Here is a 25,862-nt window from a genome sequence, read left to right as displayed (position 1 = left end):
AAATTAGAAATTAATGAGCAGAAATGCAACAAATTCATTCGTGTTACTAAACTATGTTTTTAGACAGAAAACATCTGCTTCGATGCTTCTTTTCGCCAACATCCCAACGAAACAATAAAAAAGGTCACGCCGCAGCGAACTAAACAGTTGCCAAAGCATGACCTTCTAAAGACATGGAAAAATACTACATCACCAAATATTTACACGTTTTTCAGGTGCAATGTACATCGGACTTTCCGGAGTGATATGGAAAGCATCGTACCAAGCCTGAATATGAGGCAGAGCACCGTTTACACGCCATTCACCCAAAGAGTGAGGATCCGACTTTGTACGAGAACGAATTTCCTCATCACGAATATTGGCAGCCCATACTGTAGCATAAGCCAAGAAGAAACGCTGTTCCGGAGTAAATCCATCAATATCGCCTAAAGGATTTTCCTTCATGGCATGCTGGAATGCGAGGAATGAAACATTCAGACCTCCATGGTCCGCAAGATTCTCACCTAATGTCAATTCACCATTTGCTTTCAGTCCCGGCAATACTTCGATGTTATTGAAGAAATCAACCATCACTTTTGCACGAGCATTAAAGCGTTCTGCATCTCCTTTAGCCCACCAGTCGGTCAAGTTACCGTTCTTATCGTACTGACGACCTTGGTCATCGAACCCGTGAGTCATTTCATGACCGATAACCACACCGATAGCACCATAATTGAATGCATCATCAGCATTCATATCGAAGAACGGATATTGCAGAATTCCGGCAGGGAAACAAATTTCATTTGTAGAAGGATTATAATAAGCATTTACAGTCTGAGGTGTCATCAGCCATTCATCCTTGTCGACTGGCTTGCCAAGACGGCTGTACATATCATCCAGTCCCCATTTGTTAGCACGGCAAGCGTTAGCCCAGTAAGAATCCTTCTTGATTTCCAGATTTGAATAATCTTTCCATTTATCAGGATATCCCACTTTTACATGGAAAGCAGCCAGTTTTTCCTGAGCAACCATCTTGGTGCTGTCGCTCATCCATTCCTGAGCCTGAATACGTTCTCCAAGAGCTTCCTGCAAATTCTTTACCAGCTTAACCATACGTTCTTTGGCTGCTGCAGGGAAATACTTTTCTACATACATTTGTCCTACAGCCTCACCCAACATATTTTCTACAGCACTGACAGCACGTTTCCAGCGAGGAGAATTTTGCTGACGTCCAGACAACACCTTACCATAGAAATCAAAACGAGCAGATACAAAATCATCACTCAGATAAGGAGCAGCAGCATCCAGCAAATTATACTGCAAATAAGAGATATGCTTAGATACAGGCAATGTATTAATCAGTTTTTCAACTTCTTTCAGAGGTTCTATCTGCATTACATTCAGTTCAGTAACTTCCTTAATGCCTAAACCCTTCAAATAAGCACCCCAGTCGATACCTGCAAACGTCTTCTTCAAATCAGCGTAAGACATCTTATGATAGTTAGCTTCCGGATCACGCTGCTGTACAGCACTGAAAGCTTCTTTAGCGATAGAAGTTTCTATTTCCATTACATCTGCCATTTTCTGCTGAGCCTCAGCTTCAGAGAAACCTGCCAAAGTAAAGAGCTTAGAAATGTATTTCTTATAATTTTCACGCACATTGACAGTTGCACTATCGTTATCAAGATAATATTCCTTTTCACCCAAATTAAATCCACCTTGGCTTATCTGGAACATATTTACATCACTATTCTTCGGATCGGCATAAACAAAACTTGAAAAATAAGTACCGATACCACAGTTCAACAGCTCTACCATCATCGGAACAATTTCCTTCCGGTCTTTCAGAGCAGCAATCTTATCCAGTTCCGGCTTAATCGGATTCATACCCTCCTTGTTCAGAGTCACGCTATCCATTGCCAGATTGTATACATCACCAATCTTCTGAGCCAATGTTCCCTGTTCATTTTGTTTGGAAGCCAAGCCCTCAATAAGCTCCTGCAACTGCTTGCGATTATTTTCAATCAGTACTTCGAATGTGCCATAGCGAGAATATTCAGCTGTCAGAGGATGATTTTTCATCCAGCCACCACACGCATAATGATAGAAATCCTGACTTGCAGAAACTGTAGTATCAAGATTTGCCAAGTCAATGCCAGAAGTGCTTTTAGCCTCCTTTTGTCCGGCGCAACTTGTCATGGCAGCAGCAACGAGCACTGCCACAGCAGCAAAATGTTTTGTTTTCATAAGCATTTATAATTAGTCTTTCAATTTTTAAGTTCTTCCAGTTCCAGGGAAACACTCTCCCACTCTTCTTCAGCATCCGAAATCTGTTTTTTAAGTTGCTGATGCTGTTCGTACAATTTCATGTCGGATGCTCCTTCAGGCGTAGCCATCTGCATTTCCAGTGCTGCCACTTCCTTTTCCAGACGCTCTATAAGAGCTTCACAATCGGAAACCTGTTTCTCAAGCTTACGGATTTTCTTATTCTGCTCCTTCTGAGCTTCGTACGACAATTTACTCTCACTGGCAGGTACCGGATCGTCTTTCTTGACCGACTGAGCAGTCGTAGGCGACTGAGATAGTTGCAGTTCATTGAGGCTTTCCATTTTCTTTTTTTGCAAGAAATCATAAATACCTCCGATATGTTCCTTCACAACACCTCCGCCAAATTCATAAACCTTCGTTACCAGTCCGTCCAGAAACTCACGGTCGTGAGAAACAACAATAACCGTTCCATCAAATTCACGGATAGCTTCCTTCAGTACATCCTTGGAACGCATATCCAAATGATTGGTAGGCTCATCCAGTATCAGCAGATTCACCGGTTCCAGCAACAGCTTAATCATAGCCAAACGGCTCCGTTCACCTCCCGAAAGAACTTTTACTTTCTTATCGGAAGCCTCACCACCGAACATAAACGCACCGAGTATGTCACGTATTTTCAACCGAATATCTCCTTTGGCTACAGAATCAATCGTATCAAACACTGTCAGATTCTCATCGAGCAACTGCGCCTGATTTTGTGCAAAATAGCCTATCTGTACATTATGACCGATAACCAGCTTACCTTCATAAGGAATCTCATCCATAATACACTTTACCAAAGTAGACTTACCTTCACCATTCTTTCCCACAAAAGCAACCTTCTCTCCTCGGTTAATAGTCAGTGTTACATCGTGAAACACTACATGATCACCATAGGCTTTTCGGAGGCCCTCACAGATTACCGGATAATTTCCGGAACGCATGGCAGGAGGAAACTTCAGACGAAGAGCTGAATTATCTTCCTCATCTATTTCAATTGGAACAATCTTCTCCAATTGTTTGATACGACTTTGAACCTGTACAGCCTTTGTTGCCTTATAACGGAAACGTTCAATAAAGTCTTCTGTATCTTTTATCTCTTTCTGCTGATTTTCATAAGCACGCAACTGCTGTTCACGACGTTCTTTACGAAGTACGACAAACTCATCGTAAGGAACTTTATAATCATAGATATGTCCACACGATATTTCTATCGTACGATTAGTCACATTATTGATAAAAGCACGGTCGTGGCTTACCAGCACAACAGCTCCGGGACTCATTTTCAAAAAATTCTCCAGCCACTGAATACTCTCAATATCCAAATGGTTGGTCGGCTCGTCCAACAACAGCACATCAGGACGACGCAACAATAGCTTTGCCAACTCAATACGCATACGCCATCCACCGCTGAACTCACTGGTTGGACGGTCAAAATCGGAACGGCTGAATCCCAAACCGACGAGTGTACGTTCTATTTCCGCCCGATAGTTAGTTCCTCCCATCATCAGGAAGCGTTCGTTATCGTGCGTAAAGCGTTCTATCAGTTCATGATAGCTCTCCGAATCGTAATCCGTACGGTCAGCCAATTCTTGGTTCATCTTAGCCAGCCTGTCTTGCAGCTCAAATATATGTTCGAACGCCATTTCCGCTTCCGCCATAACGGTACGCGTGTCACTTAGAATCATAACCTGAGGCAAATAGCCAATAGTCACACCTCTTTGCACCGCTACACTTCCCTCTGTAGGCTTCTGCAATCCAGCCAGAATCTTCAGCATAGTCGACTTACCGGCACCATTCTTACCGACCAGTGCTATACGGTCTTTCTTATTAATGACAAACGAAACATCCTCGAACAAAGGAGTAACTCCAAACTCAACTTTCAGTCCTTCAATAGAAATCATATATTCGCTCCAACTTTACAAAGTGCAGGCAAAGGTAGCATTTATTTCCTTTTATTTCATACATTTGCCCACACAAATCAAACATTATATCACATTTATGAAAGACACGATAAAAAAAATTCTTTTGATCTCGGCAGGCATATGCATCTGTCATTCTTCAAATGCTCATTTTAAGACGACCCCCGGAATGCCTATTCATATCACCGAAGACGGCAAACTGATTTACTACGCTTACCCCAATGGCGACCGTGTTCCCGATTTTTCTTTTTGCGGCTACCGGCGTTCCGAATATCCTATTCCTTATATCGAAGCCAAAGTATATGTCAATCCAACAGAAGGAGATGCCACTCAACTTATACAAGATGCCATAGACTATGTCAGCTCACTTCCCCTGCAAGCAAACAACTTCCGGGGCGCCGTACAATTATTGCCCGGCACATACAATATAGAAGGACAACTACTGATACGTACAAGTGGAGTGGTCTTACGAGGCAGCGGATGTCATACGTCAGGAGGTACCATTCTACGGGCAAAAGGCTTCACCAAGAACGAACTAATACGCGTTTTGGGATACAACAATGCAACGGCTTCGGAAAAACTGAAAATCAAAGATGAATATGTACCGGTCAATGCAACCTTTATTCCACTGGACAGCACTTACAGCCATCTAAAAGTCGGCGACAAAATACAAATAGTACGTCCTTGTACATCAGAGTGGTTAAAGGAAATAGGGACAGACCAACTTGGTAACCAGCAGGAATACAACTTTTCCAAATGGCAACCCGGACAATACACGATGAAATGGGAACGCAACATTATTCAGATTACCGAAAAAGGAATAAAGATAGATGTTCCTATTACCATGAGCCTTGATCCCCAATACGGAGGAGGATATATCGTTCCCCTACAATGGAAGGGGCGTATATATAATATAGGTATAGAAAACTTATGCTGCATATCCGATTTTGACAAACAGAATACCAAGGATGAAAATCATCGATGGCAAGCAGTAACCTTCAATCATATACAGAATGGCTGGGTAAGAAGAATAGAAGCTCGACATTTTGCAGGCTCTGCAGTTATGCTGCTGGAAGGAAGCAGTCAGATAACAGTAGAAGACTGCAAATATCTTGCACCGATTTCGGAAATAGCCAACCATAGAAGATATGCATTTCATACTCTTGGACAATTAACGCTTTTCCAACGCTGCTATTCAGAAAACGGATATCGGGATTTCAGCGTGGGAAAAGGAGTTCCCGGGCCCAATGCATTTGTACAATGCCATTCGGAATGTCCTTACAGCTTCAGCGGTTCTGCCGGAGGTTTTTCGAATGGTATTCTTATGGATAAAATGACCGTATCGGGAGGAATACTGGAATACGGTTATCGTGATATGGCAGATCAGGGTGCCGGATGGACTGCTGCAAACTCTCTTTTATGGCAAGGACGTGCTTCGCAGACGCATTGTGTCACCCCTCCCACCGCACATAACTGGGCATACGGTATGTGGACACAGCCTTACGGGAACGGATATTACCAGCTTTCACATACATTCATCAAACCGGAAAGCATATTTTATGCTCAACTGGAAGAACGAACTGGTAAAAGTCAGGAAACCGAAACAAAGAAAATATATGTATACCACACACTCGAAACAGCTAAACCTACTGTGGCATATGCAGCTCAAATGTCGAAAGCATCACTTCAGCCAGACATCCGCATGGACCAGTGGATAGACAGCATGATGATATCTTACCCGATAACCTGCAACATAAACCATATTCCCGAAATATCACAAATAAAGAACAAACGAATAAATAAGCGAACTATAACAGAATCGGCTCCTCTTGCCATCAAAAACGGATGGATTGTCCGAGGCAACCAGATTATGACACGGGGCACGTATCCCGGCAAATCAGAACCGGGAACAACCGGATGGCAAGGTACAGGCTCACTTACACTTTTTTATCCGGGAAGAACCGGACGAGGATATACTGAAGAACCCGACAGTATTGCACAATTACTGGAAACATCAGGAAGTCATGTACTTCATCACCGTACAGGACTGTGGTACGAACGCCGACGCAATGACCACGAACGAAACATGCAAGCCGACTCGGAAGTATGGGCTCCTTTCAATGAATATCCCTATAGCCGGAGTGGACAAGGAGAAGCACAAGACCGGCTCAGTAAATACGATTTAACTAAATTCAATCCCTGGTACTGGTACAGACTCAAACAGTTTGTCAATGCAGCCGACCATAAAGGCTTGCTATTATGGCACGACCATTACAACCAACATAATATCATAGAAGAAGGAGCGCACTGGTGCGACTATCCTTGGCGTTCGGCAAACAATATCAACGGAGTGGGATTCCCTGAAAAGACATTGTTTGCCGGCGACAAGCGTGTATACATGGCAGAACAGTTTTATGACATCTCCCGCCCCGTCATCAAGAAATACCACGAACTGTTTATTCGGCAAAGCGTAAATACGTTCCATGACAACAACGGAGTGATACACAGTTTGGGAATGGAGTATACCGGACCATTACACTTTACCCGTTTTTGGCTGGAAACAGTCAGCTCCTGCCCCAACCATCAGCTTATTGCTCTGACAGCAACCAAAGATGTACAAGACTCCATCCTGCAAGACAGCAAGTACAGACCGCTGGTCAATATCATCGATATCCGGCAATGGCATTATCGCAACGACGGAACTACTTACGAACCGCAAGGCGGATGCAGTCTGGCACCTCGCCAGTGGGCCCGCCTCATCAATCCCGGAAACACATCATGCGAAAGCATCTATCGGGCTGTACGAGAATACCGTTCCCGTTATCCAGAAAAAGCTGTAACATACAATGGCCTTATGCCGCGGAATATAGAAGGAAATGCTGCTAACTGGGCCATATTCATGGCAGGTGGTTCTCTTGCCAAAGTGCCTCCTGTAGACGGAATACCTGTTTACGAACTTGCTTCCGATTTTGAACCGATTGAATTCCAGACGCACAACCAGCACCAGTGGGTAATGGGAAAGACCGGCAAAGGATACATTGCTTATTGTTTCCGGCAAGAAGTAACCTTCGACCTACAACATGACAAAAGACAAAAATATAAAATAGCATGGATAGACCCGACAAGCGGAAAAATACTTGAGAAAGGAAAGATTACATCCGGCAAGTCGTCTACCATCACCCTCCATGCTCCACAACGATATTGTGTATGTTTACTTTATTAGGAAAGTATCAAACAAAAAAGATTCCACAAGCAGCATTCTACTTGCGGAATCTTTTTCCTATCTGCGGGAACAAATATATGTTCACTAATTATTCTTCGGTATAGCGTTCGATAGTCTGTTCACGGTCCGGACCTACAGATACAATCTTGATAGGAGTACCAAGCTGTTCTTCGAGGAATGAAATGTATGCATTAAATTCTTCCGGGAACTCATCTTCACTTGTCATCTTCGTCATGTCTGTCTTCCAACCCGGCAATTCTACATAAACAGGTTCTACACCTTCAGTTATGTCGAACGGGAAGTAATCTATTTCCTCACCGTTTACCTTGTAAGCCACACAAGCCTTAACAGTATCGAAACCATCAAGTACGTCACTCTTCATCAGGATAAGCTGAGTTACACCGTTTATCATGATAGCATAACGCAGAGCAACCAAGTCAACCCAACCGCAACGACGTTCACGACCGGTTACTGCACCGTATTCATGTCCCAAATCACGAATAGTCTTACCCGTTTCATCGAACAATTCTGTCGGGAAAGGACCTGAACCAACACGTGTACAGTAAGCTTTCATAATACCATATACTTCACCAATTTTGTTAGGACCAAGTCCCAGACCTGTACAAGCACCAGCACAAATCGTATTAGAAGAAGTTACAAACGGATACGAACCAAAATCTACATCCAGCATAGTACCCTGAGCACCTTCACACAACACACTCTTGCCTTCCTTCAACAGGTTATTGATTTCATGTTCGCTGTCTACCAGCGGGAACTGACGCAAGTATTCGATACCTTCCATCCACTGTTTTTCCAGTTCAGTGATATCGTATTCATAATTCAGACTCTTCAGAATCTTTTCGTGACGTGCCTTAGCAGCTGCATATTTTTCTTCAAAGTTATGCAGAATATCGCCTACGCGAAGACCGTTACGGCTTACCTTATCAGTATAAGTCGGACCGATACCCTTACCGGTAGTACCTACTTTCGAAGCACCTTTTGCAGCTTCGTAAGCAGCATCCAGAATACGGTGAGTAGGCAAAATCAGATGAGCCTTTTTGGAAATGTGCAGGCGCTCCTTCAACGGATGACCGCTTGCTTCCAAAGCTTCAGCCTCAGCTTTGAACAAAGCCGGATCGAGTACCACACCGTTTCCGATAATATTAACTTTATCTCCCTGAAATATTCCCGAAGGAATAGAGCGGAGTACATATTTCTGACCTTCAAATTCCAGAGTATGACCAGCATTCGGTCCTCCCTGAAAACGAGCAACAACATCATAGCGCGGAGTCAATACATCGACTACTTTTCCTTTTCCTTCGTCGCCCCATTGTAAACCTAGCAATACATCTACTTTCATGATTTCCAACTTTTATAATAAGTTTATTTACTTTTCTTACGTTTGGCCGCCATACATTTATTGCACAGTCCATATATATATAAGGAGTAGTGCGAAGCATGAAAACCTTTCAGTTTGGTTTCGGCTATAGCCTGTTTCAAAGCTTCATCTTCGAATTCGGAAACTTTTCCGCACGAAGTACATATCATGTGATGGTGGGTTTCATTGTTATACGAACGCTCGTACTGCGAAGTATTGCCAAACTGGTGCTTGATAACCAGTCCGGCATCAATCAAGAGTATGATTGTGTTATAAAGAGTAGCACGACTTACACGGAATTTCTCTTTCTCAGCCATATAAGAATACAGCATATCTATATCGAAATGTCCTTTTATGGTATAGATAGTGTCGAGTATAGCATAACGCTCGGGTGTCTTCCGATGCCCGTTCTTCTGAAGATAATCCGTCAGAATCTGTTTTGCCTTATCTTTTATATTCTCTTCCATCCGGTAATTCGTTCAGGGTTCAAAGTTAATCTTTTTTGTGTAATTTAGAAAATCAATAAAAGAAAAATTTCTTTATTTCAAGTTGTCTAAACGTCAGTATTCCATATCAGCTTTTATCTCTTCCGCCAGTGCACGTACCGTCTGATTTTCCGATTTCATCCAAAGTCCGAGCTGTTTGCTTACAACTTTTTTGCTTTCCCGCGACTGGTGTGCAAACTTACGCAATGCAACCGCAGCAGCCTTCTGCACCGATGTACAGTTGCCTTCTATCGCTGTATAAGCCTGGTCGAGAAACTCCGCTTCTGCACGTTCGTTCAGCTTTTCACCCTTCATCAACAAACGCGCCATCAGCAGAAAGCCACACAACTGAAACATTTCCCGTTCGTCTGCCATCCAGCGGAACACTACTTCCGAAGCGTAAGGCAAACGCTGGAAAAGATTCATAACCGTATACTCTGCCAGTTCCGGATAATCCATTCCTTCAATCCAAATATCGGCTATCTCAGGATAAAACGTTTCGACAGGCTGAAGCAGCCCTGCCATAATCTTACATTCTCTGATATTTTCTTTCCACAATGCCTGAGCCAGTTCATGATTCGGCTCATATTCGGCAGCTATCTCTTTTATACGCGGATATTCGATGCCGAAATTGAGTTTGTACCCCATCCCCTTCTCGCGCATACTCTGCGATATCATGCCATTCATAAAAAGGCGGAACTTCGATTTGATATCTCTAATAACTTCGTGTATATTGTCCATGATAAAAAACGATAAATCCTGTAACAAAAGACTTCTCTCAGGAACAATCTCTTGCTACAGGAAGATAATTATAAATTAGAATAATCCCGGCTATAACGGAGCATCTGCTCGGCATATCCTTCCGTATAAGAAATATGTACGTCTACAATATTTCCTTCGGCATCTGTCTGCGGCGTGTAAACCGGATTCAAGAAGCCTTTATAAGGAGCCAGATGCAAGCTGCGGTAACGTTGCAACACTTCGGCATGCAATACCGGATCAACTTGTACGCCATACTTTTCTACAAGCTGGCGTGCCGCTTCATAATCGCCCTCACTCTTGATACGCTGTATCTCGGCCAGCAGCTCACCAAACAGCAAACGCAACTTGGCATAATCGTTGATACGTACATAAGTCTTGCCGTCGCGTACAACCATCTCCACTACGTACTCAGCCTTTCCATGTTCCAAAGCCCAGCGAGCAATCAGTTGGCGGTTACGCATGTGCGCCTCTTCTACCGTACATCCCGGTTCTATGCGTACAAGCTGTGTCATCAGCCCGTTCATCATATACGAATAATATTCAGCTTTGTATGCCTCAGCATCAGGTACAAGCCCCAGCTCTACCATCTTGGCATCAGGCAAGTAATACAGTCCGAACAAATCGGCACGTGCTTCTTCTATTGTCGAGCCATGTGCTTTCAGTGCATCAGGATCTACGCCCGGAAGCAATTTACCCGAACCATGCCCCAGACATTCATGCAAGTCGGTATGTAGGTCATCGGTTATGTCGGCGTATTTCTCCAGCAACAGACGTTCCGTGTCACTATATACAAACTCTTCACGGAAACCGTTTCCACGCGCAGCCTTGTTATAGGCATCTGTCAAATTGCCGATAGTAACCGACTTCGACCCATGTACGCTACGAATCCAGTTTGAGTTAGGGAGATTAATTCCGATAGCAGTCGACGGATATAAATCGCCCGCCAGAATAGCTGCCGTAATTACTTTTGCCGAAACACCTTTCACTTCTTCTTTTTTGAAACGTGCATCAACCGGCGAATGGTCTTCGAACCATTGTGCATTACTGCTGATAGTTTCCGTGCGGTGAGTAGCCTCCATGTCCTTAAAGTTGACTATCGACTCCCAACTGGCTTTCATGCCCAGCGGATCGCCATAGCTTTCGATGAAACCGTTGACAAAATCTACCAGCGAACCAGTATCTTTAAGCCATGCTATGGAATATGCGTCGAACACCTTCAGGTCGCCGGTACGATAAAATTCCACAAGCAGACGAATAACCTCACGCTGTGCGTCGTTTTCGGCTACAGCTTCTGCTTTTTCCAGCCACACTATTATTTTCTCAATAGCAGCAGAATACATGCCCCCAACCTTCCAGACCTGCTCATATACACGGCCGTCCTTTTTTACCAGCCGGCTGTTCATGCCATACATTACCGGCTCCGGATCATCCGCCTTCTTCTGAGCGGCATAAAAATCTTCAGCTTCCTGCTGGGTGACTCCCTCGTAGTAGTTGGCAGCCGAAGTCTGTACCAAATCCTCTCCATCAGCCTGATTCACACGTTTGGGCATGACAGAGGGATCGAAGATTACCGGAAACAACTTATCGCACATGGCCTGACGCGTTTCTCCCTCTTCAAGGGGAAGCACCTCTTCAGGCAACGACTTGATTACCTCTTCCAGATATGCTGCCGTAAACGCCGGCACGAACTTGTCGCATGCATAATGATGATGAATTCCGTTCGAGAACCATACGCGTTTCAAATAGACTTCCAGCGCACGAAACTGTTCAGTCGTCCGGTCACCTTTAAAAGAAGTATAAACAGCCTCCAGCAAACGGCGTATTTGCAAATTAAACTTACCATTCTGATCAAACAAGATATCTCTTCCTTCCAGAGCAGCCTGCGAAAGATAATACACCAGTTGTTTGCGGCGTAACGACAACTGCTCGAATCCGGGAACCCGATAACGCAATATCTGCAAATCGGCAAACTGTTCTACAGTGTATGAAAACGAATTTTCTGACATATCTCTTTTTTCTTTATATATAAACATCCATTATCTAATAAAAAAGCCTTAAACTAAATGTCATTCCAAGCGCAAAGAAAGAGTAGTCAGAAAAAAGCCTTGCCTGTACCCCTTTCTTCCGTCTGGAATGACATCCCGTTATTTTATTATTGCTAAGTCTTCGTTTGTTATAGTTGTTATCTATTGTTTTCCAGCTTTCGCCTTCTATAATTATTCGGTGTTTCACCTACATTCTTGTAAAATGCAGCATAGAACGATTGTCGATTAGCAAAACCTACCATCGTACTGATTTCTTCCACATTTTTCTCTGCGTAACGCTTGTCTATCAGCATGTGTAAAGCGTCTTTAATCCGATACTCATTTACCAGGCATGAATAGTTCATTCCGAAACGGGAATTGATGACAGCCGACAAGTAACGGGTGTTAGTTTTAAGCTCTTTCGCAAGGTCTTTTGCCGAGTAATTAGGATCCTTGTACTTCTTTTGAAGAACAATAATGTTCATAATTTTATCATACAATTCATCCGCAAGCTCGGCGCGGATCATGTTACGGTAAGGCGCATCCTTTATCTTCCTCTCCCGAAGATTATAGGGCCTTTTCTCTGAAACCCGACCATATTCGGTCATTAATTTGTCCTCTTCTCTCATCTGTCTTTTTATTTAGATAATGGTTGTTTCTACGCTTTAAAATACTATAATTATACAAATTTGCTAAGAGTTTTTGTATTTTACAACAGAAATACGAGCTTATTTTTGCGTTATATCATTTTTTCACATTTGGAACAGCCTACAAATAAAAGATAAACGATATTTTAAAAGATTAAGCTATCTTTGCCGCCAATTACATAAATATAGAAAATGGTACTGAAAACGCTGAAATCATACTTCGGATATACCCAATTCCGACCGCTACAGGAAGAAATCATTACTCAAATCTTAAATAAGAAAGATACACTTGTACTTATGCCCACCGGAGGAGGCAAATCAATATGCTACCAGCTTCCAGCATTGCTCATGGAAGGAACTGCCATTGTAGTTTCTCCTCTGATATCACTGATGAAGGATCAGGTGGAGAGCTTGCAGGCGAATGGTATCATTGCCCGTGCACTGAACAGTACAAACGATGAAACAGCTGATGCCAATATCCGGTTTGAGTGCAGACAGGGAAGAGTCAAACTGCTCTATATATCGCCCGAAAGGCTCATGACCGAAATAAACTTTCTGCTGAAAGATATCCGTATTTCTCTGTTTGCTATCGACGAAGCGCACTGCATCTCGCAATGGGGACACGACTTCCGTCCGGAATATACCCAACTGAAAGTTCTCCGGCAGCAGTTTCCCGATGTTCCGGTGGTGGCGCTGACTGCTACAGCCGACAAAATTACACGGCAGGATATCATTAAGCAGTTGGACATGAAAGACCCGAAAGTTTTCATTTCTTCTTTCGACCGCCCCAACCTGAGTCTGGACGTGAAACGCGGTTATCAGCAAAAAGAAAAGATGCGTACCATTTTCGATTTCATCGCGCGGCATCGCGGAGAAAGTGGAATTATCTACTGCATGAGCCGCAACAAGACAGAAAAGGTGGCGGAAATGCTGGAGGAGCATGGCATTTCGACAGCAGTCTACCATGCCGGACTCAGCACGGCGGCACGCGAGGCAGCACAAGATGATTTCATCAACGATCGTGTGCAGGTGGTTTGTGCAACGATTGCTTTCGGAATGGGAATAGACAAGTCGAATGTGCGTTGGGTAATTCATTACAACCTGCCCAAAAGTATTGAAAGTTTTTATCAGGAAATCGGTCGTGCGGGACGTGACGGACTTCCCAGCGACACGCTGCTGTTTTATTCTTTCGGCGACATCGTATTGCTCTCGAAGTTTGCAGCCGAAAGCAATCAGCAGGAAATCAATATGGAAAAGCTGAACCGTATGCAGCAATATGCCGAAGCGGATATCTGTCGCCGGCGGATTCTGCTGAACTATTTCGGTGAAACAATGGATCACGACTGTGGAAACTGCGACGTGTGCCGCAATCCTCCCGAACGGTTCGACGGTACCATTATCGTACAAAAGGCGCTGAGTGCCATCGCACGCGCCGACCAGCAGGTAGCTACCAATACGCTGATAGATATACTGAAGGGAGCTGCTACGCAGGAAATCATCGAACGGGGCTACGACAAGCTGAAAACTTACGGTGCCGGACGGGATATTCCGGCTCGCGACTGGCAGGACTACCTGCTGCAAATGCTGAACTTAGGCTACTTTGAAGTGGCGTACAACGAAAAGAATCACCTGAAAATAACCGAAGCCGGACGAAAAGTATTATTCGGACACGAACGTGCTTTGCTGGTTGTCATCAAACGTGAAGATTACACGGAGAAGGCAACAGGAAAAAGACGTAAACAGACTGCCCCGAACGATGTTTTGTTCCCTACTCCAATGGTGTTCGAAAACGAAGACGAACAATTGTTCGAAGAGCTCCGTGCACTGCGAAAAAGACTTGCCGACCAGCAGGCGATACCGGCTTATATCGTGCTTTCCGACAAGACACTTCACCTGCTTGCCTCATCACGCCCGACTACGATAGAAGCCTTCGGCGAAATCAGCGGTATCGGCGAATACAAGAGGGATAAATATGGTAAGGATTTTATCGAAGTGATTCGGAAATTCGTCAGATAGAAAAGAGGAACACAGTCAACTATTTTTACCGGATATAAACAGATAAAACGGTGCTTGATCCAAGTCTTTCAAGCACCGTTTTTACCTTTCCCGCCATTCATAAAGAAAACAAGCAGTCATTTTCAATAAAACGTCGGCACGTTTAAAAAAAATGTGCCGACGTTTTACCCAAAACCTCGGCATCTTTTTTTAAAATTTGTACAAATTTTCAGCAGAGATTTAAACACTTATCAGTCAATTACTTGCTTTTCTTTATTTTTTCCATCAGCTCCAGTCGAGGAATACCCAGTGAAACTGCTTTCTCATAAGCTTCACTTGCCTCATGCTTCTTTTCCATTTGTAAATAAATATCTCCCATTACTACATATGCATCGGCATCCCGGCTATCAAGTTTCAAAGCCTCTTCCAAATCAAGCAAAGCGGCATCGGGCAAGTTCTGCTCCAGCTCCAGATTAGCGCGCATTTTATATAAAGAAGCATCCTTCGGATAATCCTCTATCAGCAAATCCATTCCATTTCGCGCAGCTATATATCTTCCTTCTTTCTGGTCCAGCATAGCCAGTCCCAGACGAGCAGCCTTGTGCTTGGCATCTACACCTAATATTACATTATAGTCGATACGAGCCTCTTTATACTGGCGTCGTTTCATATAAATATAAGCACGAAACAAACGGGCTTCCTTATCGTTCGGCAACAAATCGATTACGTTGCAGTAGTCCAAGTAAGCCTTCTCGGTCAGGTTTTTCTCCATATAAAGAGTAGCACGATTCAACAGGATAGCTGTAGCATAGGGAGTAATGTTCAATGCCATGGTATACGATTCTATTGCTTCGTCTATCTTGCCCTGACGTTTCAGTACAGTTCCCAGGTTGGAAAAGAGCAAAGCGTTTCGGGCATTGTAAGGGTCAAGCCGCAAAGCTTCGCGAAACAGTTGCTCGGCTTGTTGCAGGCTATCTTTAAATGTATAGTCCATAGCTTTTTCCACCAGCTCGTTGTACGACTGCGCGCGACCGGCTGCCAACGAGAGAACGCATATCAAACATAGAAATATTCTTTTCATCCAGACACAATTTTAATTAAATCTGCAAGCAAAGGTAATGGAATAATCCGTGGGGATAAGTGTATATTAAAAAGTTTTTGTAAGTTTGAACAATCATTTAAACAGAAACCATCATGAAAATAGAAAAAGCCATATTCGCCTGCGGGTGTTTTTGGGGAGCACAATACCAGTTCGAACATGCTAAAGGGGTGGAACGCTCCACTGTAGGTTACATCGGAGGACATAAAGAACATCCCGCCTACGAAGAAGTAAAGGCACATACCACCGGACATGCCGAAGCCACGCTGGTGGAATTTGATGCCGAACAAACATCGTTCACAGAACTGTGCAAGCTCTTTTTCGAGATTCACGATCCGGCACAAACCGACGGGCAGGGTCCCGACATCGGACCGCAATACCGCAGCGAGATATTTTATCTGAATGAAAAGCAGAAACAAGAAGCCGAAGCGGTCATTGCACTACTCCGTGAAAAAGGATATGTGGTGAATACCAAACTTACTCCTGCTACAACTTTCTGGGAGGGAGAAGAGTATCATCAGCACTATTATGACAAGACGGGAGGAGAACCTTACTGCCATATCCGTACAAAGAAATTCTGATTTCAACGGGCATTGAAAGTAACCGGCCTGCATATTCTTCTGTAACAGCAGAAGAAGTCATTATACCCCCGTAACCAAAAGACCGTTGCTGCAAGACATGCAGCAACGGTCTTTTGGTTAATATCACTCAAATTCAGCAGTAAGAATGTATCATGCTTTTTTGATATAGTCAACAATCCATGCACCTACTTCCTTTGTTCCATATTTAGGCTTACCTTCTACCTGAATTTCGGGAGTACGCACATATGCGTCGAGCGACGCATCGACTGCCTTACGAATCAACGCACCTTCTTCTTTCAGGTCAAAATACTCGAACAACATGGCTACGGACAGAATCTGTGCCAGCGGATTGGCGATGTTCAATCCCTTAGCCTGCGGCCATGATCCGTGGATAGGTTCAAATACCGGAGTGCTTTCACCAGTAGAAGCCGAAGGCAGCAATCCCATAGAACCGCTGATGCAAGAGCCTTCGTCGGTCAGGATATCTCCGAATGTGTTCTCTGTAACCATTACATCGAAGAAAGTAGGTTCCTGAATCATACGCATGGCAGCATTGTCTACAAACATATAGTCAGTAGTTACCTCCGGATAAGAAGGAGCCATTTCCTGAGCAATCTGACGCCACAGACGAGAAGATGCCAATACGTTTGCCTTGTCGACTACCGTCAGATGCTTGCGGCGTTTCATGGCATATTCGAAACCAACCTTCAGGATTCGTTCGATTTCAGGACGAGTATACATGTTGGTATCGTAAGCCTTGTCGTTGTCCTGATATTTTTCTCCGAAATACATACCACCGGTCAGTTCACGGATGCAGAGAAAATCGGCACCTTCTACCAGTTCGGCGCGCAAAGGTGACTTATGCAACAAGCATTTGAAAGTCTGAACCGGACGGATATTGGCAAACAATCCCAGTTTCTTACGCATGGCGAGCAATCCCTGTTCCGGACGAACCTTCGCAGTCGGATCGTTGTCAAATTTAGGATCGCCTACAGCCGAGAACAATACAGCATCGGCATTCTTACATACTTCGTAGGTTGCTTCCGGGAACGGGTCACCTACCTTAGCGATAGCATCCGCACCGCAAAGCGCATATTCGTAGCTTACTTTATGACCAAATTTCTCACATACAGCCGACATTACATCTACTCCCTGAACAGAGATTTCAGGACCGATTCCGTCGCCAGCCAATACAGCTATTTTAAAATCCATAGTTTTAGTATTTATTTTATTCTTCTATAATGTTAAGCATTTTTATCGTTGCCTTGATGGCTGCCTCCGTCTGGTCAGCATCAAAGCCGCGGGTACGGAATTCTCTGTCCCCGTAATTCCATGTAATGACTGTCTGCACAAAGGCGTCCGTACGTCCGCCGGGAGGAATAGTCACCGCATAATTCACGAGCATAGGGAAGGTACGTCCCAGTATACCTTTGTAAATTTTTCGTAACGCACGCACAAAGGCATCGTACTGTCCGTCGCCGGAAGAGCTTTCCTGATATACCTTTCCATCTATCTCGATGCTCAGTGTAGCCATAGGCTTGAGTCCTTTTGCCAACGTGACAAAATAGCTCAACAGTTTCACCTTATTGGTTGTGGTATCGTGTTTCAGCACATCGGATATGATGTAAGGCAAATCTTCCTGCGTAACCTGTTCCTTACGGTCACCCAGCTCGATGATACGGTCGGTTACCTTCTTCATCGACTCTTCATCCAGCTCCAGTCCCAAGCTCTCCAGGTTCTTCCGTATATTTGCTTTACCGGAATTCTTACCCAACGCATACTCACGTATTCTGCCAAAACGTTCAGGAAGCAGGTCGTTGCAATACAAGTTATTCTTGTTATCGCCATCAGCATGCACTCCGGCCACCTGAGTAAATACGCTGTCGCCTACAATCGGCTTGTTGGCAGGAATAGTTACTCCCGAATAAGACTCTACCATACGGCTGACTACATTCAGGCGACTTTCATCGATATTGGTTATAGCATGGAAGTGGTCTTTCAAGATAGCCTGTACACTGGCCAGCGGTGCATTACCCGCGCGCTCACCCAAACCGTTGATGGTGGTATGCAATCCTTTCACTCCACTCAGAACAGCTGCCAGCACATTACTTACAGCCAAATCATAATCGTTGTGTGCATGAAAATCGAAATGCAAATCGGGATAACGCTTTTTCATCTTCCGCATATATTCGATAACCTGCAACGGATTGAGGATACCCAGTGTATCCGGTAACATGAAACGCTTTATTCCACAATCTTTCAGCCCGTCCATCAATCCAAACACATAATCGGGAAAATCTTTTATGCCATTACTCCAGTCTTCCAGATAGACATTGACATCCATTCCCTTTTCACGGGCATAGTGAACTACCTTCTGAATATCTGCCAAATGCTGGTTTAATGTTTTTTTCAACTGAAACGTACAGTGCTTTTCCGAACCTTTCGTCAGCAGATTGATCACCCGGCATCCCGCATTGTAAATCCAGTCGACAGACACATTTCCGTCGACAAATCCCAACACTTCTACCCGAGATAACATTCCCCGACGAGCTGCCCAGTCGCAAATCATTTTTACTGCTTTCGATTCTCCTTCAGACACACGTGCCGAAGCTACTTCAATACGGTCGACTTTCAAGTCTTCCAGCAGTAAACGGGCTATCATTAATTTTTCATGGGGTACAAATGACACTCCGCTGGTCTGTTCGCCGTCGCGGAGTGTTGTATCCATGATTTCTATTCTCGGATGATTGTTCATTGAAATTGTTTAATTAGTTACGAGCTTTTTCGTAAGCTTCTATTTTATCTTTATTTTCTACCAGAAAATCGATGTCGTCGAGTCCGTTCATCAAGCAATGCTTCTTGTAGGCATTGATTTCAAATTTCTCGGACTTACCTGTTGCTTTATTGGTAATGGTCTGTTCAGGCAAATTCACTTCGACTTCTGTTTTCGGATCGGCATAGATGGAATCGAACAATTCCTTCAGGAAGCCTTCGCTCACGACTACCGGCAACACAAAATTGTTCAGTTCATTATTTTTATGGATATCGGCAAAGAAGCTCGATACGACCACACGGAAACCATAACCTGCGATGGCCCATGCTGCATGTTCACGGCTTGAACCACTGCCGAAATTCTTTCCGGCTACCAGAATCTGTCCGCTATAGGCTGGATTATTCAGTACAAAATCTTTGTTCAGTGAGCCATCCGGATTATAACGCCAGTCGCGGAAAAGATTATCGCCAAAGAACTTTTCATCGCGGGTAGTTGCTTTCAGGAAGCGTGCCGGAATAATCTGGTCTGTATCCACATTTTCCAATGGCAAAGGAATACAAGTACTTGTTATGATGTTGAATTTCTGTTTCATAATGATGCACAATTTTACGAATTACATAAGTGTTCTGGGATCGGTTATTACTCCGGTTACGGCGGCAGCGGCGGCAGTCAGCGGACTGGCAAGCAAGGTGCGAGAACCTGGTCCCTGACGTCCTTCGAAGTTTCGGTTGCTGGTAGAAACTGAATATTTTCCTGCCGGAATCTTATCGTCGTTCATGGCAAGACAAGCCGAACATCCCGGCTGGCGGATTTCGAAACCCGCTTCTTCCAAAACCTTATCCAGTCCTTCCTGACGAATCTGCTCGTCTACCATCCACGAACCCGGAACAAGCCAGGCTGTGATATTATCGGCTTTCTTTCGTCCCTTCACGATAGAAGCAAAAGCACGGAAGTCTTCGATACGTCCGTTGGTACATGCTCCGAGGAACACATAATCCACTTTCTTACCCAGCAAAGATTCGCCCGGCTGGAAACCCATATAGTGCAAAGACTTTTCGAATGAGCTCTTTTCTACCTCACTCATGCCTTCTGTAGTAGGAATATGGTCGGTAATAGCCATTCCCATACCCGGATTGGTTCCGTAAGTAATCATTGGCTGAATATCGGCTGCATCGTAACGGACTTCTTTATCGAATACGGCATCATCGTCACTCTTCAGTGTTTTCCAGTAAGCAAGTGCCTTGTCCCATTCTTCTCCCTTCGGTGCATATTCGCGTCCCTTGATGTATTCGAAGGTAACTTCATCCGGAGCAATCATACCTCCACGAGCTCCCATTTCGATACTCAGGTTACACAAGGTAAGACGTCCCTCCATGGTCAGACTGCGGATGGCCTCGCCTGCATATTCTACGAAATATCCGGTTGCACCGCTTGTCGTCATTTTCGACATCATGTAGAGCGCTACATCTTTTGCCGTTACACCTTTACCCAGTTTCCCGTCGATAGTGATGCGCATGGTCTTCGGACGTGCCTGAAGAATACACTGTGAAGCCATAACCATTTCTACCTCACTGGTACCGATACCGAAAGCAACTGCTCCCATGGCTCCATGAGTAGAAGTATGCGAGTCACCACAGACAATGGTCATTCCCGGCAAAGTAAGTCCTCTTTCCGGTCCTACCACATGAATGATACCGTTCTTCTTGTTCATCATACCGAAATGCGTCAATCCGAAATCGGCTGCATTCTTGGCAAGCGTGTCAACCTGCGTACGAGAAATTGGATCTTCAATCGGTTTGTCCTGATCGTGTGTCGGAGTATTATGGTCGGGCATACAGTAAATCTTTTCCGGGCGGAAACATTTTAATCCGCGGGCGCGCATTCCTGCAAATGCCTGAGGGCTTGTTACTTCGTGACAATAAAGACGATCGATATACAACTGGGTAGGTCCTTCTTCTACCTTCTGCACTACGTGTGCATCCCATATCTTGTCGAATAATGTATTAGCCATACTTAAAATCTCATTTAGTTATTTTCTGAATTTATTGATACAATCTATATAAGCTTCTACCGATGCTGCTATGATATCGGTATTGGCTCCGAAACCATAATACATCTGTCCGTCGTATTCTACCTGCATGTGAACTTTACCTACATCATCACTACCCTTGCTGATAGCCTGAATGGTAAATTCTTTCAGGGTCATCTGACGCTTGATAATCTGTTTTACAGCCTTGATGGCAGCGTCTACCGGACCGTTACCCGTTGCTGCTGCTTCAAAGTGCTCGCCGGAAATATTCAGTCCCAGACTGGCAACCGAACGAACTCCCACACCACTGGTCACCTGAAGATATTCCAGCTTGATGTGATGGTTCACATTGCGGTCGGCTCCGGCAAGTACAAGTATATCATCATCGGTAATGTCTTTCTTCTTGTCGGCAAGTTTCAGGAAATCCTCGTATACCTTATCCAGTTTTTCCTGATTCATTTCAACTCCCAGTACATGCAGACGGTGTTTCAATGCCGCACGACCACTACGGGCTGTCAGTACAATAGCATTATCGTCTATACCTACATCCTTCGGATCGATAATTTCATACGTCTGCACATTCTTCAGCACACCGTCCTGATGAATTCCTGATGAGTGGGCAAAAGCATTACGTCCTACAATGGCCTTATTGGGCTGAACCGGCATATTCATCAGGCTGGAAACCATTCGGCTGGTAGGATAAATTTTCTGGGTATTGATGTTGGTATCGATGTCAATGCCGTGATGGCAACGTAAAATCATGGCAACTTCTTCCAAGGCTGTATTTCCGGCACGCTCGCCGATACCATTGATGGTTACTTCTACCTGACGGGCACCGTTCAATACTCCACTGATGGTATTGGCTGTTGCCATGCCCAAGTCGTTATGACAATGGGTAGAAATGATTGCTTTGTCGATTCCGTCGACATGATCTATCAGGTATTTTATCTTGGCACCATATTCATCGGGTAAGCAATATCCTGTTGTATCGGGGATATTGACAACCGTAGCTCCTGCTTTGATGACAGCTTCTACTACACGAGCCAGATATTCATTTTCTGTACGACCGGCATCTTCCGCATAGAATTCTACGTCTTCTACGTACTGCTTAGCATATTTTACGGCCGCTACTGCACGCTCGATTATCTCTTCACGAGTAGAATTGAATTTATACTTGATATGAGGATCCGATGTTCCAATCCCCGTATGAATACGTTTGTGCTTGGCAAACTTCAATGCTTCGGCAGCCACATCGATATCTTTTTGAACAGCACGCGTCAAAGCACAGATGGTAGGCCAAGTTACGGCTTTCGAAATTTCAATTACAGAATTAAAATCGCCCGGACTTGATATAGGAAATCCTGCCTCTATCACATCTACTCCCAAAGCTTCGAGCTGCTTTGCTACCTGAATTTTCTCGACTGTATTCAACTGGCAACCGGGAACCTGTTCTCCGTCGCGCAACGTCGTATCAAAAATAAATAATCTGTCGCTCATAAACGTATATCTTTATATTGTTTTATTTAAGCAAAAAGCCTTTCGCACCAGAAGTGAGAAAGGCTTTATATCATAAATCTTATACCGTCATGCACACGGCTCACTTCCCACTGGTTGCACCAATAGAATAATAATACCGCATAGCAAAATATGTATAAGAAATGTATTCATTATTATCTTTTATTTGTCTTAAACGCTTGCAAAGGTAGAGAATATTTCGACATCACAAAATAAAATGAAAGTTTTTTATTCATTTTAGCAACAAATTAGTATTTCGCACGTTATTTTAGACGTAATTCATACAAACAAGCCTCTACTTCGGCGTTGCTTCCCATGTGTTTTCCCATATCATCTGATAATTTAACACATTCTCTCCATTCTTGGTTAATATTCATCTTACAACGGGATAATTTCATAACAATATTTGAGGGATGATACCCTGTATCATTTGTCAGATTCGTACCGATACCAAAAGAACAGTTTATCTTGCCTTTACAATAATCGAAGATATGTAATGCCTTCTCAAAATCGAGTGCATTGCTGAAAATAATCGTTTTAGTCTGCGGATTAATGCCTAATTCCTTGTAACGAGCAGTAAGCCGGTCGATGAATTCAAATTCGTTACCCGAATCACATCGTACCCCGTCGAAAAGCTTGGCTTGCTTCCTGCTGAAATTAGACAAGAAGGAGTCGGATGTATACGTATCCGAAAGGGCTGTACCCAAATCACCATCGTATACATTTACCCAGTTTTCAAGTGCCATGTAATTAGCATGTTTATAACCAAACTGTGCTCCATGAAACATAAACCATTCATGCGGATGGGTTCCCATCGGACGCATATCGTATTTCATGGCAAGATAGCAGTTTGATGTTCCGGTACAGTAACGGGCATGTTCCTTCAGATAAGCTACTACAATATCGTGCACATCAAACGAGAACCGGCGCCGAGTACCAAACTCAGAAAATGGCATATGGTGCTCATTCGATAATTCAATTTTTCCTGCCAGCTTGGCTAAGATAGATTCTTTATCCGGAACCCTGTTCAAGAACTGGTTCTTGATTTCCGAAACAATCGCCAGCAAAGGAACTTCATATAGTGTTACCTTATATAAGTAATCGGTTACTTCTATATGCAAATGATGTTGCTCGTCCAGACATACTTCTATTTTATCGGGATCGAAACGGAAAGAAGATAACCATTCCCAGTAAATCCGCGGTAAAAAACGACAATGTGAAAACATATATTCCAGTTCTTCTTTACGAAGCGATACCAACGACAAATTGTGTATCTCACTTTTCAATGCTTCCAGAAAGCCTTCTGTATATTCTGTTTCATCCCGATCCTTGAATGTGAATGTTCCCCATGCATAGGGAAAAAGTTTGATATAAGCGTACGAAGTAGTAAATTTATATAAATCTGTATCTAAAATAGTTTTTATCACCATAACATTGTTTTTATTTCTTTCTGTAAATATAAGCAAGAAAAATTACTTCCAGCAATTCTGACAGATTTTTTACTTTAATTTCAATGCTACGATACAATCGGCCGACGGCTTCAAGTTTGCTGTATGCAATACAATTCCTCCATCAATCTTTTCCCATTTCACCTTTTCTCCAGAGTCGAACAAGGTGGAAGACACAACTTTTTCAGTCAATGGTAAAGTTACAAACTGAGGCATCTGGTCTGCCAGCAAGTGCACATAAAGCATATTGTCCTTACGGGTAGTGGTTCCCCACGAAGCTGTTACGACATTGCCACCAGTCGAACCATAGATAGTTTCTCCATATTTATCCATCCATTCACCTATTCCTTTTAGTCGTTCGACTGCTACGGCAGGCAGTTCACCGTTAGGCTGAGGACCGATATTCATCAACAGATTAGCACCTTTGCCAGCTGCACGCACCAGCAGACGTATCAGTTCGGTAACCGATTTATAATTTTGGTCTTTTATTTTGTACCCCCACATGCCATTCATCGTTTCACATGTTTCCAACGGCAAGGCACTGATTGACTGTCCAGAAAGTCCTGCCGTATTCTCTCCGGGAAGATCACGTTCAAACATTTGGAAATCCTCACCCGGGAAAGGCGTTTTATGATGGTTATTTCCAATCAAACAAGCGGGCTGCAATTTATGAATCAAGGCATATTGTTCCTTCAGTCCCCAGTCAAAATCGTCAGGCTGATCCCATAACCCATCGAACCAGATAGCTCCTATCGGACCGTAATTGCTTAGTAATTCAGTCAGCTGATTATTCATAAACTGATAATACGTGCTCCATTCCCCATGAGAAGTACGTCCGGTTCCACGCCCTGTTCTTCCCAAAGGATAATAATCCTCTCTTGTCCAGTCCAAATGTGAATAATACAAATGCAACTTGATGCCTTGCTTTTGGCATTCTTCTGCCAGTTCTTTAATAATATCTCGTTTAAACGGGGTAGCGTCTACAATATCATAATCAGAATATTTGGTATCAAACATCGAGAATCCCTCGTGATGCCGGGAAGTAAAACAAATATATTTTGCTCCCGAAGCTTTGATAGCTGCAACCCAGTCGTGCGCATTGAAACGGGAAGGATAGAAAGCGGATGCCGCTTTCGCATATTCATGACAGTCAATATTCTCATTAGTCATATACCATTCTCCTTGTCCGAACATACTATAAAGTCCCCAATGAAGAAAGATACCGAATTTACTGTCCTGAAACTCTTTTCGTGCCTGCAAATTTTCAGGAGCAGGTACATAGTCTGCTACTGGTGCTTGTGCATAGAGAGATGAAACGCCCAAAAGTCCACTAAAACAAATTGTCTGCCAAAAGCGAAAGATACGTGTTTTCATATTTACTTTATAGTTATTATTGAAAATTAGATTTAGTTTTTCAAAGGTACAATAAAAATTCGAGTTTTTCATCAGACAGTCAAGCAATGATCTAATTCTTGCTAATGTCCCTCTCCCCAAATTCAATGGACAGAAACATCTCAAGTACCATTTGTCATCATTTCCTGAGCATCCGGAGAAAGTCCTTGGGGGAGGGGAAGTCCTTCGCCCGCCGTCGGAACCCTGGGGCAGGGACATAAAAAAAGGTCCCGCAGCAACGGTGCTGCAGGACCTTCAAGACGGCGACTACCTACTCTCCCACTTGCGCAGTACCATCGGCGT

Annotated in this window: 19 protein-coding genes; 3 read left to right on the top strand and 16 right to left on the bottom strand. The window is 43.8% G+C overall.

Annotated elements, in window-relative coordinates; translation table 11 throughout:
- Positions 1–189: 189 nt before the first annotated feature.
- Positions 190–2,226, bottom strand: a complete 2,037-nt coding sequence (locus ACZM60_RS04825) for a M13 family metallopeptidase (protein WP_489520912.1) — start codon at positions 2,224–2,226, stop codon at positions 190–192.
- Positions 2,227–2,246: 20 nt separating this feature from the next.
- A complete protein-coding gene (gene abc-f / locus ACZM60_RS04820) occupies positions 2,247–4,190 on the bottom strand; it encodes a ribosomal protection-like ABC-F family protein (protein ID WP_489520911.1) in 1,944 nt (647 codons plus the stop codon).
- A gap of 187 nt (positions 4,191–4,377) precedes the next feature.
- Here abc-f and ACZM60_RS04815 point away from each other — a divergent pair, with 187 nt between their 5' ends.
- On the top strand, positions 4,378–7,431 hold the full coding sequence (locus ACZM60_RS04815) for a DUF6298 domain-containing protein (RefSeq protein WP_489520910.1): 3,054 nt from the start codon (positions 4,378–4,380) through the stop codon (positions 7,429–7,431).
- An 88-nt stretch (positions 7,432–7,519) separates the two neighbouring features.
- On the opposite strand, the gene ACZM60_RS04810 is transcribed toward ACZM60_RS04815, so the two are convergent.
- From ACZM60_RS04810 to ACZM60_RS04790, 5 genes are all read right to left on the bottom strand, one after another.
- On the bottom strand, positions 7,520–8,791 hold the full coding sequence (locus ACZM60_RS04810; RefSeq protein ID WP_340319454.1) for an adenylosuccinate synthase: 1,272 nt from the start codon (positions 8,789–8,791) through the stop codon (positions 7,520–7,522).
- A gap of 23 nt (positions 8,792–8,814) precedes the next feature.
- Complete coding sequence (locus ACZM60_RS04805) at positions 8,815–9,276, bottom strand: Fur family transcriptional regulator (protein ID WP_340319455.1); 462 nt, start codon at positions 9,274–9,276, stop codon at positions 8,815–8,817.
- Positions 9,277–9,369: 93 nt separating this feature from the next.
- Positions 9,370–10,035: a DNA alkylation repair protein gene (locus ACZM60_RS04800; protein WP_021970472.1), complete on the bottom strand. Its 666-nt coding sequence runs from the start codon at positions 10,033–10,035 to the stop codon at positions 9,370–9,372.
- A 68-nt stretch (positions 10,036–10,103) separates the two neighbouring features.
- Positions 10,104–12,062 (bottom strand): dipeptidyl-peptidase 3 family protein, encoded by a 1,959-nt coding sequence (locus tag ACZM60_RS04795; protein ID WP_489520909.1) that lies wholly within the window; start codon positions 12,060–12,062, stop codon positions 10,104–10,106.
- A 176-nt stretch (positions 12,063–12,238) separates the two neighbouring features.
- On the bottom strand, positions 12,239–12,709 hold the full coding sequence (locus ACZM60_RS04790; protein ID WP_021971557.1) for a helix-turn-helix domain-containing protein: 471 nt from the start codon (positions 12,707–12,709) through the stop codon (positions 12,239–12,241).
- Positions 12,710–12,919: 210 nt separating this feature from the next.
- On the opposite strand from ACZM60_RS04790, the gene recQ reads away from it, so the two are divergent.
- Positions 12,920–14,743, top strand: coding sequence for a DNA helicase RecQ (gene recQ, locus ACZM60_RS04785; RefSeq protein ID WP_489520908.1), 1,824 nt, complete (start codon positions 12,920–12,922; stop codon positions 14,741–14,743).
- 238 nt (positions 14,744–14,981) lie between these two features.
- Here recQ and ACZM60_RS04780 read toward each other — a convergent pair whose 3' ends face one another.
- Entirely contained in the window at positions 14,982–15,803 is an 822-nt protein-coding gene (locus tag ACZM60_RS04780; RefSeq protein WP_489520907.1) for a tetratricopeptide repeat protein, read from the bottom strand.
- A 113-nt stretch (positions 15,804–15,916) separates the two neighbouring features.
- Between ACZM60_RS04780 and msrA the strand changes: the two genes are divergently transcribed.
- On the top strand, positions 15,917–16,402 hold the full coding sequence (msrA, locus tag ACZM60_RS04775; RefSeq protein WP_489520906.1) for a peptide-methionine (S)-S-oxide reductase MsrA: 486 nt from the start codon (positions 15,917–15,919) through the stop codon (positions 16,400–16,402).
- Between the two features lie 150 nt (positions 16,403–16,552).
- Here the strand turns inward: msrA and leuB are convergent, their stop codons facing one another.
- The 8 genes from leuB to ACZM60_RS04735 all read right to left on the bottom strand — a co-directional run.
- Positions 16,553–17,614 (bottom strand): 3-isopropylmalate dehydrogenase, encoded by a 1,062-nt coding sequence (gene leuB / locus ACZM60_RS04770; RefSeq protein ID WP_489520905.1) that lies wholly within the window; start codon positions 17,612–17,614, stop codon positions 16,553–16,555.
- Positions 17,615–17,630: 16 nt separating this feature from the next.
- Positions 17,631–19,157 (bottom strand): alpha-isopropylmalate synthase regulatory domain-containing protein, encoded by a 1,527-nt coding sequence (locus ACZM60_RS04765; protein WP_489520904.1) that lies wholly within the window; start codon positions 19,155–19,157, stop codon positions 17,631–17,633.
- A 13-nt stretch (positions 19,158–19,170) separates the two neighbouring features.
- On the bottom strand, positions 19,171–19,767 hold the full coding sequence (leuD, locus tag ACZM60_RS04760) for a 3-isopropylmalate dehydratase small subunit (RefSeq protein WP_340319458.1): 597 nt from the start codon (positions 19,765–19,767) through the stop codon (positions 19,171–19,173).
- A 21-nt stretch (positions 19,768–19,788) separates the two neighbouring features.
- Entirely contained in the window at positions 19,789–21,186 is a 1,398-nt protein-coding gene (gene leuC / locus ACZM60_RS04755) for a 3-isopropylmalate dehydratase large subunit (RefSeq protein WP_340319459.1), read from the bottom strand.
- Positions 21,187–21,204: 18 nt separating this feature from the next.
- On the bottom strand, positions 21,205–22,701 hold the full coding sequence (locus ACZM60_RS04750) for a 2-isopropylmalate synthase (protein WP_340319460.1): 1,497 nt from the start codon (positions 22,699–22,701) through the stop codon (positions 21,205–21,207).
- 281 nt (positions 22,702–22,982) lie between these two features.
- A complete protein-coding gene (gene pncB / locus ACZM60_RS04745) occupies positions 22,983–24,149 on the bottom strand; it encodes a nicotinate phosphoribosyltransferase (protein ID WP_489520903.1) in 1,167 nt (388 codons plus the stop codon).
- Between the two features lie 69 nt (positions 24,150–24,218).
- Positions 24,219–25,541, bottom strand: a complete 1,323-nt coding sequence (locus tag ACZM60_RS04740) for an alpha-L-fucosidase (RefSeq protein ID WP_340319461.1) — start codon at positions 25,539–25,541, stop codon at positions 24,219–24,221.
- 140 nt (positions 25,542–25,681) lie between these two features.
- Positions 25,682–25,862, bottom strand: a 181-nt coding sequence (locus ACZM60_RS04735) for a hypothetical protein (protein ID WP_489520902.1), incomplete at its 5' end; no start/stop codon positions are given.

The sequence above is a fragment of the Phocaeicola sp. genome (assembly GCF_057861905.1).
The sequence above is the reverse complement of the archived record's forward strand: the minus strand, read 5'-3'. Positions and strand labels throughout refer to the sequence as shown.